The following is a 14,996-nucleotide window of genomic DNA, read 5'->3' on the forward strand; positions in this document are numbered from 1 at the left end:
GTCTTAGATGATATTGGTGGTTGATAAGCTCCAGTGAGAATAAAAAAAATAAAGATTTGTTAGCTAAATAAAGATATAAGTAATTACCTTTGGACCAGAATACGATTTTAGTCGATCGGTGTGGGCGGGTGCTATGATTTAGAGGAGGTAGCGATTCTTAAACCAGCCAGAAGCTTTTAATACATTTTGGCTTGGCTTTAGCAACCATTGCCAAGCCAACTGGAAAAGGATAAAGCAGGCTTTATTTGCGTAAAAGAAAAACGGAGAATGTGATGCAGTAGGCTGGCGCAGGATAGAAGTTGTCTTCTAGACAGTGCAGCAGAAGGTAAGCAAAGCAGACACAGCGGAAGATAAGATAGAAACATTTCTGCTTATTTCAGATTTATATTTGCTATTGGTCTAGCAGATTTTAAAATTTAAAATATTAAATGCTCTGAGGGCATTTTTTTTGTTCAGTTAGTTCTTTTACTTCTGAACAAAAAAACTAACTTAATAAAATATTAATAAGTCTTTTATAAATGCGGTTAACACTCTTGTAATTAATAAGATATAACCGGATATTTATATAAATAAGATTTATTCCATAATTTTTATAAACAGATGGGTAATATATTACGTCACAAAATTTTAGCCCGGGAAAAGAGCGCCACAGTTCTGGCGGGTGAGAGAGCACAAAGGGAGGGTGCATATCCTTACTTCAGATCCATAACATCTGCACAGGATACAGAGGTAATTATAGAGGGGCAGCGGGTGCTGATGTTTGGGTCCAATGCCTATCTGGGTTTAACTAATCACCCGAAAGTGAAGGAGGCAGCCATGAAGGCAATCGACCTGTATGGCACAGGTTGTGCCGGTTCAAGGTTTCTCAACGGAACCCTGGATATCCATCTGGAACTGGAGAATAGATTGGCTGAGTTTGTTGGGAAGGATGCTGCGCTTGTGTTCAGCACAGGCTTTCAGGTAAACCTTGGCGTTATCTCCAGCCTCACAGGTCGCAACGACTATATTATTCTGGATGAATATAACCATGCTTCTATTATAGATGGCAGCAGGCTCTCTTTTTCGAAAGTGCTGAAATACAAACACAACAACATGCAGGACCTGGAGCAGAAGCTGAGTAAGCTGCCTGCCGATGCAATTAAGCTGATTGTGGTAGATGGTGTATTCAGCATGGAGGGCGACATTGTAAAGTTACCGGAGCTGGTGGCACTGGCTGAGCGCTATGGCGGAAGCATTATGGTAGACGATGCCCATGGCCTGGGTGTGCTGGGAGAGCAAGGAGCCGGTACAGCTGCACACTTCGGGCTTACAGATCAGGTAGATTTGATTATGGGTACCTTTAGCAAATCGCTGGCATCGTTGGGCGGTTTTATTGCCAGCGATCAGGATACCATCCAGTACCTGAAACAGCACGCCCGCTCCCTTATTTTCAGCGCAAGCATGTCGCCGTCTTCTGTGGCCAGCACCCTGGCTGCTCTCGATATAATTAAGTCGGAGCCGGAGCGGATAGAGCAGCTGTGGGCAAACACACGCTACGCCACCGGCCTGCTGCGATCTGCTGGCTTAGAGCTTGGACCTACTGAAACACCCATTATACCTATTTATGTGCGCGATAACTACCAGACTTTTATAGTAACCAAAGTGCTGCAGGACAATGGCGTGTTTGTGAACCCAGTCGTGGCACCAGCCGTGCCAGCCGATTCAACACTTATCCGGCTTTCGGTAATGGCCACGCACACGTTCAGCCAGATTGAAGAGGCCGTGACTAAAATAGCAGATGCCTTTAAAGTGGTTGGCATTAATACCAGAGATGCATCGTATGAAGCAAGTATTGCCAGTTAATACCAGGCAGGAGCTGAAGGCATTTATTGACTTTCCGCATGCGCTCTATGAAGGCGACGCGTACTACGTGCCGGAGCTTTACATAGCGCAAAAGGATTTGCTTACGCCTGGCAAACACCCTTTTCATGAGCACTCTACGCTTCAGCTGTACCTGGCTTACCACCAGGGCAAAGTGGTAGGACGTATAGCGGCTATCCTGAACAATAACCACAATGCCTTTAACCATACACAGGACGGCTTTTTTGGCTTTTTTGATTGTGTAGACGATGGGGAGGTGGCAGATATGTTGTTCCGGCAGGTACAGCAGTGGCTCTTGTCCAAGGGCAGCAAAACCATGATAGGACCGGTGAACTTCTCCACCAACGAAACCTGCGGCTTGCTGGTGGAAGGCTTCAATAGCTCGCCCATGGCCATGATGCCTTATAATTACCAGTATTACGGGCCGATGCTGGAGCGCCTCGGTTTGCATAAAAAAGTAGATCTGCTGGCTTACCAGTTCCTGGCCGAGAATTTTAACGACAGGCCCTACCGGCTTTCGGAAGCGTTCAGGAAACGGCTTGCGCAGAAAGGAATTAATATCAGGCCTATTAACTTGAAAAATTATAAAGAGGAAGCTGCCAACCTGCGCGAAATCTATAATTCTGCCTGGGACAAAAACCTAGGTTTTGTGCCCATGACGCCAAAAGAGTTTGATTACATGGCCAATGATCTGAAGCTGATTGTAGACCCCGATTTTTGCCTGATAGCCGAGCACAATGGCAAGATGATAGGTTTCTCTCTGGCCATTCCGGACATCAACCAGATTCTGAAAAAGATCAAAAAAGGACGTTTGCTTCCCACAGGCTTATTTAAGCTGCTTCTGCTACGCAAAAAGATAAATGCTGTACGCATCATTGCGTTGGGTGTAGTAGAGGGTTATCGAAAATTAGGCATCGAGGCTTGTTTTTATGGAGCTGCTATGCAAAAGTACCGCGAAAAAAACATGAAAATGGCAGAAGCATCGTGGGTTCTGGAAAACAACGTGCTGATGAACCAGGGCTTGCTTCACATGGATGCCAAGCCATACAAACGATATCGCATTTACGAGAAAGCGTTATGAAAGAGCGGGTACTGATAACGGGAGCAAGTGGTTTTGTGGGCTTCCATATAATAGAGGCGGCCCTTCAGGCGGGGCTGGAGGTTTACGCCGCCGTGCGGCCTTCCAGCGTAATTGCACATCTGAAGCCCTTCGACATTAAGTATACTTCGCTTGATTTTACTGATGAGGAGGCACTGGTAAAAGAACTGGAAGACAAGCAATACCAATACATCATTCATGCGGCTGGAATAACAAAAGCGAAAACAGAGCAGGTATACCGCGAGATAAATGCTGTTTACACACAGAGATTAGCTTTAGCAGCGGCAAAGGCTACTATTCCGCTAAAGAAGTTTGTTTTTGTGAGCAGTCTGGCGGCGCTGGGGCCCATTGCCTACCACGATGCCGTATCCATTCATGAACAGAGCAAGGCGCATCCGGTAACAGCCTATGGCAAAAGCAAACTGCTGGCAGAGCAGTATCTGTCAGAAATTGAGGACCTGCCCCTGGTGGTGTTGCGACCTACTGCGGTATATGGTCCACGCGAAAAAGACATTTATATAATTCTCAAGACGCTGAACCTGGGCCTGGAACCCTACATCAGTAACAAGCCGCAGTGGTTGAGCTTTGTTTATGTAAAAGACCTGGCGCGGGCAGTGCTGCAGGCTTTAGGAGCTGAAAAAACTAATGCCAGCTACAATATATCTGATGGCAATTGTTACGACCGTTACCAGCTGGCAGCCATAACCAAGCGGATTCTGGGGAAGAAATCTATCAAGTTTCATCTGCCTATTGGTATGGTGGCCATGGTAGCCGACCTGTTGGAAGCAGCCTATGCCATAAGCAAGGCTATGCCAGCTTTAAACAGAGAAAAGCTAAGGGAGCTGGCCGCCGAAAACTGGAACTGCAGCATCGAAAAGATCCGGACCGACCTGGGCTTTGTGCCGGAGTACGACCTGGAAAAGGGACTTGCCCAAACGCTGCAGTGGTACAAGGAAAATAAGTGGTTATAAAAACGATTCAACAATATTTTTGACATAACTAAATAACATGGAATATCAAGTTAAAAATGCCGAAGGGCGCCTGGGTATCCTGCTTCCTGGATTGGGAGCTGTGGCTACCACGTTTATTGCCGGGGTTGCAGCTATCCGAAAAGGAATATCTCAACCAATTGGCTCACTCTCCCAAATGGGTAACATCCGCTTGGGTAAGAGAACCGAAAACCGTAATCCGCTTATAAAGGACTTTGTGCCCCTGGCAAATCTGAACGACATTGTGTTTGGTGGTTGGGATGTGTATACCGACAATGTGTACGAAGCCGCTACTAACGCCAAAGTGCTGGAGCCTGGTTTGCTGCACGCCATAAAGCCGGAGCTGGAGGCAATTAAGCCAATGAAGGCTGTGTTCGACAAGGCGTATGCCAAGAACCTGGTTGGTACGAACGTGAAAACAGGTGCTACCAAGTATGAGTTAGCCGAGGCGCTGATGGATGATATGCGCAACTTCCAGGAGGAGAACAAGTGTAACCGCCTGGTGGTCGTATGGTGTGGCTCTACAGAAGTGTATACCGAAGTAAGCGACGTGCACCAGTCTATAGAAGCATTTGAAGCAGGTCTGCACAACAACGACCCACGCATAGCGCCCAGCATGATTTATGCTTATGCAGCTATAAAATTAGGTGTGCCTTTTGCAAACGGCGCTCCTAACCTGACAGTTGATATTCCGGCGTTGGTTGAGCTTTCGAAAGAAAACGGTGTTGCCATTTCGGGCAAGGACTTTAAAACCGGCCAGACCCTGATGAAAACCATTGTGGCGCCAGGTCTGCAGGCAAGGGCACTGGGTATTAAAGGCTGGTTTTCTTCTAATATTCTGGGTAACCGCGATGGTTTGGTACTGGATGATCCGGATAACTTTAAGACAAAAGAAGTCTCGAAGCTGGGTGTGCTGGAAGACATTCTGCGTCCGGAAGATAATCCGGAACTTTACGGTGACTTATATCACAAAGTACGTATCAATTACTACCCTCCTCACGGCGATAACAAAGAAAGCTGGGACAATATTGACATTTTCGGATGGTTGGGATACCAGATGCAGATCAAGATCAACTTCCTTTGCCGCGACTCTATTTTGGCGGCACCGATTGTGCTTGACCTGGCCTTGTTCACCGACCTGGCTCAACGTGCCGGTATGAGCGGCATTCAGGAGTGGATGTCGTTCTACTACAAATCGCCTCAGACAGCTGAGGGGCTACGACCAGAGCACGATATCTTTAAGCAGCTGATTAAGCTGCAGAACACCCTGCGCCACATGATGGGAGAGGACCTGATTACACACCTGGGCCTCGACTATTACCAGGATCTGGTAGAATCGCTCTAATTATTATCTGATGCTAAAAGTACACAAACTAGTTTCCACCAGTCTGGGCATTGGTTATATAGGCAAGGGAGGAGGTACGGTAGCTGCAGTTGCTGTATGCCTTTGCCTGTATGCCCTGCACCAGCTCGGTGGAGACCAGCTTGTGACTTGGCTGCCCCTGGTCACCTTGCTCCTGACCGGGCTTGGCGTCTGGTCATCAGACCAGGTTGAGCCACACTGGGGCAAAGACGACAAAAAGGTGGTTATAGATGAGGTGGCTGGCATGTGCATTACCATGTTATTTATGCCTGTTACCTTAAGCACCCTGGCTGTAGGACTCGTGTTGTTCCGCTTCTTTGATATAGCTAAGCCGCTTTATATCCGCAGGCTGGAAAGAGTGCCTGGAGGTTGGGGCGTAATGCTGGACGATGTAGTGGCTGGTGTATATGCGAACATACTCTTACAACTACTTCTATACTTCAGGATATTCTAAATGTTTACCTTCCTAAAGGCGCAGGCAGCTTCTCTAGTCGCTTCTGGCGTCGACTTTCTGGTGACGATTGTTGCCGTGGAAATATTCGGGTTCTGGTATGTGGCAGGTACCGTATTGGGTACTACCACGGGTGGCCTGACGCATTTTATGCTTGGCAGAAACTGGGTATTCCAGGCTTCTGATAAAGCTATACCGACACAATTCTTCAAATACTTCATGGTCTGGAATGGCAGCCTGCTGCTAAACGCTTCATCCGTGTACGTTGTGACACACTACGGAGGTATTAACTATATCTACTCCAAAGTGTTTGCATCCATACTTGTCGGTGTCTTTTATAACTATATAATTCAGAAAAGATATGTATTCAAATAAGAATATATATACGCTATATCTTAATTTCCTGCTCTGCTTACTGTTCATTTTCTTTTCAGGAGTACAGGTAAATACCGTAAGGGCACAAAGTGCTGTTACGACCATAAAAGGAACCGTTACCGATGCTGCTACAAAAGAAACCCTGATAGGTGTTTCGGTATTTTTACCGGGCACCAGCATAGGCACTAGTACCGATATAAACGGTGAGTTCCTCCTAAAAACAAATCAGGTACGGTCTAACATACAAGTATCTTATGTGGGCTACAAAACCCTGACTGTGCCCATTAAACCGGGGCAGGAACAGACACTCACAATTAAACTGGAGAGCGATGCAAAAGTACTGAGCGAGGTGGTGGTGGTAGGCAAGAAGCGATACAGCAACAAGAACAACCCTGCTGTGGACCTGATTCGCCTGATCGTCGACAATAAAAGCAAGAACCAACCGGAACAGTACGATTTTGTGGAGTACGAGCAGTATGAGAAAATGCAGCTTTCGCTGGTGAACACGCCAGAGAAGCTCAAAAACAACCTGCTGCTGCGCAAGTACGACTTTATTACCAATAACCTTGACACCACCGTGATCGAGGGCAAAGCCATTCTTCCTTTCTTTATGCAGGAAGACATTTCCCAGCGCTATTACCGTAAAAATCCGGAGAAGAAGAAAACCATAGTGAAGGCTAACAAAAAAGTAGACTTTGGGGAGTTTGTAGATAATAACGGCATATTGTCTTACATGCAGCACATGTACCAGGATATCGATATTTACGACAATAACATTACCATTGTCACAAATCAGTTCCTGAGCCCGATAGCGGATATGGCGCCAACTTTTTATAAGTTCTACCTGAAAGACACCATTACTACTGCTTCCGGAGAAAAATTGGCTGAACTAGAGTTTGAACCCCGTAACACATCTGCCTTTATGTTTACCGGCAAAATGTTCGTGACGCTGGACGGCACCTACGCCGTGCAGAGCGTGGACATGTGGGTAGGAAAAGGAGTAAACATAAATTGGGTGCGCGACCTGAAGATAAAGCTCGACTTCGAGAAGAACAGCGATAACCGGTACCACCTTAGCAAAAGCCAACTTAAAACCGACTTTGGTTTAACTGCGAACAGCGATGCCGGGTTCTACGGGGAGCGTGTAGTTTCTTTTAAAGATTTTAAAATAAATGAGGCACAGCCAGCCACACTTTACGATGGAGAGCCGGTAGAGAAAATGTTCACCTCCGCGGATCAGGACGAAAGCTACTGGCAGATCAGCCGGCACGATGCCCTGACTGTGGCAGAAGCAAATACCTATGCCAACATCGATAGCCTGGTAAATACGCCATCCTATAGAAGGACCATGGACTGGGCAACAGCCCTGATAGCAGGCTATAAACGGATGGGACCCAAAATTGAGATTGGGCCACTTAATACTTTCTATAGCTTTAACCCGGTAGAAGGCTTCCGGTTACGGTTTGGTGGCCGGACAACCACCAACTTCAGTAAGAAATTTACCATCGATACCTATGCTGCATATGGGTTTAAAGATGAGAAGTGGAAATATTACCTAGGAGGAACCTACTCGTTAACAGATCGCAGCATATTTGAATTTCCGGTACGGGCTATTCGGGTGAGCTACCAGAAAGACACTAAAATTCCTGGGCAGGAGCTGCAGTTTGTGCAGGAAGACAATTTCCTGCTTTCCTTTAAGCGGGGCGAAAACGATAAGTGGCTCTACAACGAAACCTATAACATAGATTACCTACGGGAGTTCGAAAACAATTTTTCGTACAGGATAGGCTTTAGAAACTGGAAACAGTCGCCAGCCGGATCGTTGCAGTACGCAAAGGTGGGGCTGGTAGGGGGAGGAGAAAGTCCGCTTCAGATACAGCAACTTACTACCTCTGAGGCAACGCTGGAACTAAGGTGGGCACCAAATCAGCAGTTTTTGCAAGGCAAAATTTACCGCACCCCCATCCCAAACCGCTACCCTATATTCACGTTGCGGGCAGCTGCCGGCATGAAAGGCCCGTTTGGCGGACAGTATGATTACCAGAATGTGGCCCTGAACATAAACAAACGTTTTTACTTGGCGCAACTCGGCTATGCCGATGTTGTAACAGAGGGTGGTTACACTTTTGGGCAGGTGCCATTCCCGCTCCTGACTATTCACCGGGCCAACCAGACTTACTCTTACCAGATGCAGTCTTATAACCTGATGAACTTCCTAGAGTTTGTGAGCGACCAGTACGCCAGCGTGCACATAGACCACAGCTTTAACGGGTTTATTTTTAACAAAATTCCGCTAATCAAGAAAACAAGGCTGCGGGAATTCGTCACTTTTAAAGCACTGTATGGTAAAGTGAGAGAAGAGAATATGCCCGAAAACAATCCTGAATTGCTGCGTTTCCCTACATTTGGAGATGGCAGGCAGGCAACTTACACCTTAGAAAATAAACCGTATATGGAAGCAAGTGTAGGCGTAGGCAATATCTTTAATTTTTTCCGGATAGATGTAGTGAAGCGCCTGTCATATCTCGATCATCCAAATGTGGCGGATATCGGTATAAGGGGTAGGTTTAAGTTCGATTTCTAAACGACGATTGTCAGAAACACCATGAGCATGAAAGCACTTCGCGATTCACTTCAGCTGGGAATTTACAAGGTAATAAACCCAATAGTTAGATTCTTAATCCGGCTTGGTTTTACTCCCAATGCCGTAACCACCACAGGGTTAATCCTGAACATAGGCGTAGCGGCCGTGTTTATAATAGGTGGGGAGCGAAGTAACCGTGGCGAACTGGAGTATGTCGGCTGGGCGGGTGCCCTGGTGCTCTTTGCAGGCCTTTTCGACATGCTCGACGGGCAGGTGGCCAGACTCGGCAACATGGGCTCCAAATTCGGTGCCATGTACGACTCGGTGCTGGACCGCTACAGCGAAATGATCATGTTTATGGGGATCTGCTATTACCTTATTGCGCATCACTACCTGCTTAGTTCGTTGTTTGCCTTTATTGCCCTTATTGGGTCTATGATGGTAAGCTACACGCGCGCACGCGCCGAAGGCTTAGGCGTAGAGTGCAAAGGTGGTCTGATGCAACGGCCGGAGCGGGTGGTCCTGATCGGTTTATCGGCCATTGCCTGCGGCATTACTTATTCTTTTGTTGGGGCCGACTACAAGGTGTATGTGCCGGGTATACCGTTTCATATTTTTGAAACCATGTCGGTGTTTACCCTGCCCTTAACAGTAATGGCTGTGCTCACTAACATTACCGCGGTTAACAGGCTGATGGATGCCAAAAGAGCCATGCAGCAGAAAGAAATGGTAACCCCTTAAAGTTAATCAATTAGATGGTGAAAAAACTATACCTTTTCCTACTGGTGCTGCTCTTGTTTGCCACGCTGCCTGCTGCACAAGCAAACAACCTTACAGGTACTGGTTTAGAGGCCAAAGCAGACACACTGCCGGTGCCTAAAAATGTAAAAAACCTGAAGTTTTATGTGCAGCGCGATCCGAACGCGAACACTGTGGTGTACCAGCTAAATGAAGTATCGCCGGGTGTGCTAAACGAGCAGGAGCCTATTCATGTATTCTGGATCAGGTATGCCGAAGGGGGGGAGCAGAAGGAGCTGAATTACGTGCAGCGCAAATTCGCCTATGGCTTAAACACCAAAAAGCTGGGAAAAGACAACTACGAGCTAAAGTTTGTATGTTACTCCAAGCTGTCGCTTTACCTGCGGAAAGCCGCTGATGGCAAGTTCAATGTGTGCACTACCATTAACGAGAAAGAAGCCATCTTGGATCGGGTTTTTGTAAGAGTGGAGGGCGGTACCTTTTGGGTGCCTAATGTATTGTATGTAGAGCTGAAGGGCAGAGATGCCGCAACCGGCAAACCAATCAGCAGCCGGTTTAAACCTTAACCACATTAAAATCAAATTTTTAAAAAACTTTTAGAACACTCTTTTAACAACTGATGTACGAAAGCTGACATACAACTATACAGTCTGTTTGGCCATAGCTGCAGCTATAAATGCCTGCTCTCAATCCTGATTATTTTAATGAAAATGGCCTTCCAGAGCTAATTTTCAGCTGGGTAGCCTATGGCCTTTATAAAGATTAAAGGTTCTGGTATTCCGCAGCAGGAAATAAGTGGCCTGCGCCTGTTTTGCCTGCCTGAAAAACGGATGTACTGTTTAAAATAACGAAAATGCCTTTCCTGAAACAGGGCCAATCCGGGAGCAAAATAGCTTCGGAAGGCCCTTTTCATTACAGTAATTTGGCATCATTTAGTACTCCTCACGCACAAGCCGGCAACATACGCAACTCGTAAGGCTTATTTGTAAAACTTATTATGAAAAAGAAAAACCTACCTACTACCATTACCGAAATTAGCACCATCTACCTGATCGCCATTTTAATCTTTATCGGGATCATAACTTCCTTCACCCATCAAACATGGTTCGAAACTGTGTACGTGGTGGAAGATGGCCTTATTGAATCAATAACTGTTGTGGGGTTGTTGGCAATTAGTGTGCTGATGTTCTACCGCTACTTCAGGCTTAGAAAACAGAAAGGAAGGTTATTCAGAATGGTGCTGCTTGCTACCGCCTTATTAGGTATTTTTGGAGCCGGGGAAGAAATAAGCTGGGGCCAGCGAATCTTCGATATCGAGAGCACCGAGTTCTTTCAGCAGCACAACGCACAACAGGAAACCAACCTGCACAACATGGTCATAAACGGCCAAAAAGTAAATAAGCTTATTTTTTCGAAGTTGCTCTTTGCAGGCATAGTCAGTTACCTGTTGCTGGTGCCGCTTTTCTATCATAGGTCAGCCGCCTTTCGGAAACTGGCAGACAGTACAATCGGTATTCCGGTAGCCAGGCTGTATCAGGTAATCTTGATTGGCAGTATCTTAATTCTTACTGCCTTATCACCCTCAAGCAAGCGAGACGAACTAAATGAGTTCGGACTAAGTTTCGCCTTTCTTCTTATTTTTATGTATCCGCAAAACAAGGCAATGTATGCTAATACCGTTGCGTATAAAGGAAGGCCGGTACAAGTAGAGGAGGAGCCGGTGGAGCGGGAACTCTCAGAGGCCTGCTAACAAGCATTAGACAGTTGTATTACTCCTAATTGAAAGCAAAAATGAAAAAGCACTTCGTATCAAATTCACAGGAATCGGTAAGAATGTTTAAGCACGATTGGATGGAGGCGCTCTCTAGGGTGCATTTCACGGTTCCGCTTTTTATTTATGTGCCGGTTATCCTTATCTTGTGCTGGCTGTCTCTGTTTGTGGAGCAGGTAGGTGTTGCTGCTTTTGTGGGCTATGCCGTGCTGGGACTGTTTGTCTGGACTCTGACAGAGTATGTGCTGCACCGCTTCGTTTTTCATTTTGTGCCGAAGGCAAAGTGGGCATTACGCCTGCATTTTATTTTTCATGGTGTGCACCACGATTACCCGAACGATGCAAAACGACTGGTGATGCCGCCATCAGCCAGCATCCCGATGGCTACGGCTTTGTATCTCCTTTTTTCGCTGGTGCTGTCGGGTGGCCCCTTGTATGCTTTCTTTGCCGCTTTTTTAGTGGGCTACCTGTTTTACGACATCTCTCACTATGCGCTGCACCATTTTAATTTTAAGGGAGCATTCTGGAAAAAGCTCAAAAAGCACCACATGCTCCACCATTATGCCGATGCTACCAAAGGTTACGGTGTAAGTTCTGCGCTGTGGGACAAAGTATTCGATTCTGATTTCAATAAAGATACAAAATGAGTGAAACTACCGCGGTGGCTGGTAAGCAGAAGAGCGTTTCCAGAAAGTCTGTTTTTACCTTGGCTGCCTTATCAGTAGGGTACCTGCTGCTTTCCTTTTTGCTGGTTGGTTTTAAAACCGACCAATTGGTGCTGGTGGTGCTTGTAAACAGCCTGTATTTTCTTACACCAATCACACGGAAATTCGTAACCGGCTTTTCTATCTTTATTGTGTTCTGGCTGCTGTACGATTACATGAAAGCCTTGCCGAACTACTGGTTTAACCAAGTACATATACAGGATTTGTACCTGGCAGAGAAAGCTGTTTTTGGAATAAGGGCAGGAGAGGCAGTGCTCACGCCAAACGAATACTGGCTGCAGCACAGCCATGCTTTTCTGGATGTGCTGAGCGGAGCTTTTTACCTTACCTGGGTGCCGGTGCCGCTTGCGTTTGCTACTTTCCTGTTTTTCCGGAACAGGCGGCAGTTTGCTTATTTTTCGCTCACGTTTCTGCTGGTAAACCTGCTTGGCTTTGTAGTGTATTACCTGTATCCGGCGGCTCCCCCCTGGTACACGCAGCAATTCGGCTTCGATTTTATAGCAGCTACACCTGGTAACACGGCAGGTCTATCCCGGTTCGATTCCTTTTTCGGTGTTACTATTTTTCATGCGCTTTATGCCAAAGGCTCCAACGTGTTTGCGGCTATGCCTTCGTTGCATTCGGCTTACCCGCTTATCGTATTCTATTATGCCATTAAAAACAAGCTTGGCCTAGTAGCTAATATTGTGTTCGGTATTATTACAGCCGGAATCTGGTTTGCTGCTGTTTACACCTCGCATCACTATGTACTCGATGTGCTGGCCGGCATACTTTGTGCCTCCTGTGGTATTTTGCTGTTTAACTGGTTTGTTTCCAGAAACGGAGCAGTAAACAGGGCGGTAGAGAAATTGATTGCAGCCATAAAGTAAACAGGTACTTTTACCTATTGAGTTTTCCTTTTGTAGCTATTCACAATTAATTTAGCACAGCATGAAGCTGGCAATACTTTATATAATTTGTCTCAATAATTTAAAAATATGATTTCAGAAACAATGACACTGGCCGTTCAAAACCAGGCCCTGCAAGCGCTTAAGGCTCAGTCAGAGGGAGATTACCTGGCGTTTTTGTATGATTGCGATGGTACACTGGCCGATAATATGCAAGCCCACAAAGACACCTATGTGCAAGTAGCAGCCAATGAAGGGGTAATCATAGATCCTGCCCTGATAGATGAGCTGGCCGGGTTCCCCATACCGGCAGTTGTGGTGGAGATTAACAAGCGCTACAACAGCACTTTCGACCCACAAGAATTTACAAACTTAAAATCGCAGCTGTATTATAACGAGTTTATAGACCGCATTAAACCTGTGGCTTTTGTGGTAGAGCATCTGAAGAACCATGTGGGCACTGTTAAAATCGGCGTAGTATCCGGAGGCGGCACAAAAATGATTCAGAAAACGTTGGAGGTACTGGGCATAGAAGACCTGGTAGAGGTGCTGGTATGTGCCGAAGACACAGCCAAGGGCAAACCTTACCCAGACCCGTTCCTGCTGGCCGCTGAGAAGCTAGGCGTGGCTCCTGAAGCCTGCCTCGTGTTTGAAGATGGAGCACCCGGGGTTATGGCAGCAGAAGCCGCCGGCATGAAATGGATCAGAATCGACAAAGTGCTGGAGGAGGCACTGGAAAAAGTAGGATAGCTATAGGCGCAGGAAGAGCACCCGGCAATAAAAAATGAGCTGGATGCTTTTTCCTGCCTTCTTGCACAAGTGTAGTTGGCGCAGTCGTTTTTACTGATCTCACTGCCGCCAGGTCCCGCTACAAAAGAACTACCAAAATTTAAAGAACGTTAGTCATTTGCTAGTGCCATTGCCTTGCCACCGGAAGATCCCGCCAATGTGCTACACTTACAATAACATACTCCCCACACCTTAATTATTCGAATGAAAAAGCACTTCCAGAGGTGTTTTTTTGCTTTGGAGGCATAGGGTCAAGTTAAGGAGCTGCTAAACAAAGGAAGCCGCATCATACCCTCTACTTTTCTCAATGGCAAAAGCGGAGTTCCTGGAACAGGTAAGTCCTTCGTTGGCTCAAAGAAGGAATAGCCAGGGAAGTACAGAAAAAAGCAAACATGCTCCATTAAATTTTCAGAGTCGGCCTCTGGGAGTTTAGAAGAAATTCCTGTAATGAAATTGTCCTTCCTGAGGCGATTTTAAGCTTCTGGGGCCAAGGGTATTAGCTTTACTGCATATCCTTTATTCTTACTCCTGGCATTTCTATACGCGCACAGTTCTGACCTGGAATGTTGCCTGCACTACACCATATGTCCATCTACTACTTAGCTCTTATACACAGCAAAAAGTATTACTTTTTTGCTGTGGCTTGGTTTATTGGCACACGCCCGGCTCTTGCACATTTTAACCTCGATAGACAGCTTATTCAGCGCTCCGAGTTTAGGATGGGTATGGCAGGTTAATTGCAAGGAGCGAGGACCCTGCCGCTTTTATAGCACACCGGGCAAGGCTACTGGCCAGTGACTAGCAGGAGGCATTCGCCTTTTACGCGAGTGTGCAGGATATCCGGACCTGGGGTAACACCTCAGTTATAGTCAGCTCTTTCATTCCGACACCTTCGAGGCTATTTATAACAGAGATGCTCTTAAACCAAACCAGAACCAGGCTTACCTGATGTTAATTTTCCGGCCTACCATGAAAAATAAATTTATAAGTATTTACTGTAACAGCATGGCGTACACCTCGGTGGCGAAGCCGAGTTATCCCTTCCGTCGCTCTCGGGGTGCAGGGCCCCTTCCCCCGGCTCCTGCAGTGAAAACTAAAAAAAATTAGTCCGGAGCCAGAACAAGCAGTACTTATGGTTTAGTGAAGGCTTGTAAATAATCTAATTCTAAAGTTTATGTTAACTTTTTACATTTAATAGAGGTCTGTCAAGATACAGTTCAGAGCGTGTTTAAATTTTAATTAACTGATCTTCAGGTTAATCTGTTTAATATGACCTGACAATTATGCCATAGAACCCAACTTTGAGCGCTTTCAGGTGTTTTTTCATGGTCCTTGTCGAGCCTT

Annotated in this window: 14 protein-coding genes; all 14 read left to right on the forward strand. The window is 46.3% G+C overall.

The genetic code is table 11. The features are described from left to right. Positions 1-600 precede the first annotated feature (600 nt). The 14 genes from spt to ACMA1I_RS18785 all read left to right on the forward strand — a co-directional run bounded on the left by spt (position 601) and on the right by ACMA1I_RS18785 (position 14,389). Positions 601-1,842, forward strand: coding sequence for a serine palmitoyltransferase (gene spt, locus ACMA1I_RS18720; protein ID WP_337069964.1), 1,242 nt, complete (start codon positions 601-603; stop codon positions 1,840-1,842). Then, entirely contained in the window at positions 1,820-2,941 is a 1,122-nt protein-coding gene (locus ACMA1I_RS18725; RefSeq protein ID WP_337069965.1) for a hypothetical protein, read from the forward strand. The genes spt and ACMA1I_RS18725 overlap by 23 nt, the downstream gene beginning before the upstream one ends. Beyond that, the gene (locus ACMA1I_RS18730) at positions 2,938-3,930 is read left to right on the forward strand and encodes an NAD-dependent epimerase/dehydratase family protein (RefSeq protein WP_337069966.1); all 993 of its coding nucleotides are present in this window, start codon (positions 2,938-2,940) and stop codon (positions 3,928-3,930) included. The genes ACMA1I_RS18725 and ACMA1I_RS18730 overlap by 4 nt, the downstream gene beginning before the upstream one ends. A 37-nt stretch (positions 3,931-3,967) precedes the next feature. Beyond that, entirely contained in the window at positions 3,968-5,293 is a 1,326-nt protein-coding gene (locus ACMA1I_RS18735) for an inositol-3-phosphate synthase (RefSeq protein ID WP_337069967.1), read from the forward strand. 10 nt (positions 5,294-5,303) lie between these two features. Then, positions 5,304-5,765: a phosphatidylglycerophosphatase A gene (locus ACMA1I_RS18740; protein WP_337069968.1), complete on the forward strand. Its 462-nt coding sequence runs from the start codon at positions 5,304-5,306 to the stop codon at positions 5,763-5,765. Further along, a complete protein-coding gene (locus ACMA1I_RS18745; protein WP_337069969.1) occupies positions 5,766-6,137 on the forward strand; it encodes a GtrA family protein in 372 nt (123 codons plus the stop codon). Further along, the gene (locus ACMA1I_RS18750) at positions 6,124-8,721 is read left to right on the forward strand and encodes a DUF5686 and carboxypeptidase-like regulatory domain-containing protein (protein WP_337069970.1); all 2,598 of its coding nucleotides are present in this window, start codon (positions 6,124-6,126) and stop codon (positions 8,719-8,721) included. The genes ACMA1I_RS18745 and ACMA1I_RS18750 overlap by 14 nt, the downstream gene beginning before the upstream one ends. 21 nt (positions 8,722-8,742) lie before the next feature. Beyond that, positions 8,743-9,462 carry a CDP-alcohol phosphatidyltransferase family protein gene (locus ACMA1I_RS18755; protein WP_337069971.1) on the forward strand — a complete coding sequence of 240 codons (720 nt, stop codon included), beginning with the start codon at positions 8,743-8,745 and terminating at the stop codon, positions 9,460-9,462. A 14-nt stretch (positions 9,463-9,476) separates the two neighbouring features. After that, complete coding sequence (locus ACMA1I_RS18760; RefSeq protein ID WP_337069972.1) at positions 9,477-10,046, forward strand: DUF4833 domain-containing protein; 570 nt, start codon at positions 9,477-9,479, stop codon at positions 10,044-10,046. 431 nt (positions 10,047-10,477) lie between these two features. Then, positions 10,478-11,230 (forward strand): hypothetical protein, encoded by a 753-nt coding sequence (locus ACMA1I_RS18765; RefSeq protein WP_337069973.1) that lies wholly within the window; start codon positions 10,478-10,480, stop codon positions 11,228-11,230. Positions 11,231-11,271: 41 nt separating this feature from the next. Next, entirely contained in the window at positions 11,272-11,898 is a 627-nt protein-coding gene (locus ACMA1I_RS18770; RefSeq protein WP_337069974.1) for a sterol desaturase family protein, read from the forward strand. After that, positions 11,895-12,845, forward strand: coding sequence for a phosphatase PAP2 family protein (locus ACMA1I_RS18775; RefSeq protein ID WP_337069975.1), 951 nt, complete (start codon positions 11,895-11,897; stop codon positions 12,843-12,845). Before ACMA1I_RS18770 ends, ACMA1I_RS18775 begins: the two co-directional genes overlap by 4 nt. A 108-nt stretch (positions 12,846-12,953) precedes the next feature. Next, positions 12,954-13,613 carry an HAD family phosphatase gene (locus ACMA1I_RS18780; RefSeq protein WP_337069976.1) on the forward strand — a complete coding sequence of 220 codons (660 nt, stop codon included), beginning with the start codon at positions 12,954-12,956 and terminating at the stop codon, positions 13,611-13,613. A gap of 623 nt (positions 13,614-14,236) precedes the next feature. Further along, positions 14,237-14,389 (forward strand): hypothetical protein, encoded by a 153-nt coding sequence (locus tag ACMA1I_RS18785; protein ID WP_414703940.1) that lies wholly within the window; start codon positions 14,237-14,239, stop codon positions 14,387-14,389. Positions 14,390-14,996 lie beyond the last annotated feature (607 nt).

Origin of the sequence: Pontibacter sp. 13R65, assembly GCF_047525655.1 — a bacterium.
In the GTDB taxonomy this organism is placed as follows: Bacteria; Bacteroidota; Bacteroidia; order Cytophagales; family Hymenobacteraceae; genus Pontibacter.

What these genes read in the sequence shown, in the direction of transcription:
- ACMA1I_RS18725 (WP_337069965.1), top strand. Translation starts at nt 1,820, where the DNA reads ATGAAGCAAGTATTGCCAGTTAATACCAGGCAGGAGCTGAAGGCATTT.
- ACMA1I_RS18765 (WP_337069973.1), top strand. Translation starts at nt 10,478, where the DNA reads ATGAAAAAGAAAAACCTACCTACTACCATTACCGAAATTAGCACCATC.
- ACMA1I_RS18780 (WP_337069976.1), top strand. Translation starts at nt 12,954, where the DNA reads ATGATTTCAGAAACAATGACACTGGCCGTTCAAAACCAGGCCCTGCAA.
- spt (WP_337069964.1), top strand. Translation starts at nt 601, where the DNA reads ATGGGTAATATATTACGTCACAAAATTTTAGCCCGGGAAAAGAGCGCC.
- ACMA1I_RS18755 (WP_337069971.1), top strand. Translation starts at nt 8,743, where the DNA reads ATGAGCATGAAAGCACTTCGCGATTCACTTCAGCTGGGAATTTACAAG.
- ACMA1I_RS18750 (WP_337069970.1), top strand. Translation starts at nt 6,124, where the DNA reads ATGTATTCAAATAAGAATATATATACGCTATATCTTAATTTCCTGCTC.
- ACMA1I_RS18740 (WP_337069968.1), top strand. Translation starts at nt 5,304, where the DNA reads ATGCTAAAAGTACACAAACTAGTTTCCACCAGTCTGGGCATTGGTTAT.
- ACMA1I_RS18775 (WP_337069975.1), top strand. Translation starts at nt 11,895, where the DNA reads ATGAGTGAAACTACCGCGGTGGCTGGTAAGCAGAAGAGCGTTTCCAGA.
- ACMA1I_RS18745 (WP_337069969.1), top strand. Translation starts at nt 5,766, where the DNA reads ATGTTTACCTTCCTAAAGGCGCAGGCAGCTTCTCTAGTCGCTTCTGGC.
- ACMA1I_RS18785 (WP_414703940.1), top strand. Translation starts at nt 14,237, where the DNA reads ATGTCCATCTACTACTTAGCTCTTATACACAGCAAAAAGTATTACTTT.
- ACMA1I_RS18760 (WP_337069972.1), top strand. Translation starts at nt 9,477, where the DNA reads ATGGTGAAAAAACTATACCTTTTCCTACTGGTGCTGCTCTTGTTTGCC.
- ACMA1I_RS18730 (WP_337069966.1), top strand. Translation starts at nt 2,938, where the DNA reads ATGAAAGAGCGGGTACTGATAACGGGAGCAAGTGGTTTTGTGGGCTTC.
- ACMA1I_RS18735 (WP_337069967.1), top strand. Translation starts at nt 3,968, where the DNA reads ATGGAATATCAAGTTAAAAATGCCGAAGGGCGCCTGGGTATCCTGCTT.
- ACMA1I_RS18770 (WP_337069974.1), top strand. Translation starts at nt 11,272, where the DNA reads ATGAAAAAGCACTTCGTATCAAATTCACAGGAATCGGTAAGAATGTTT.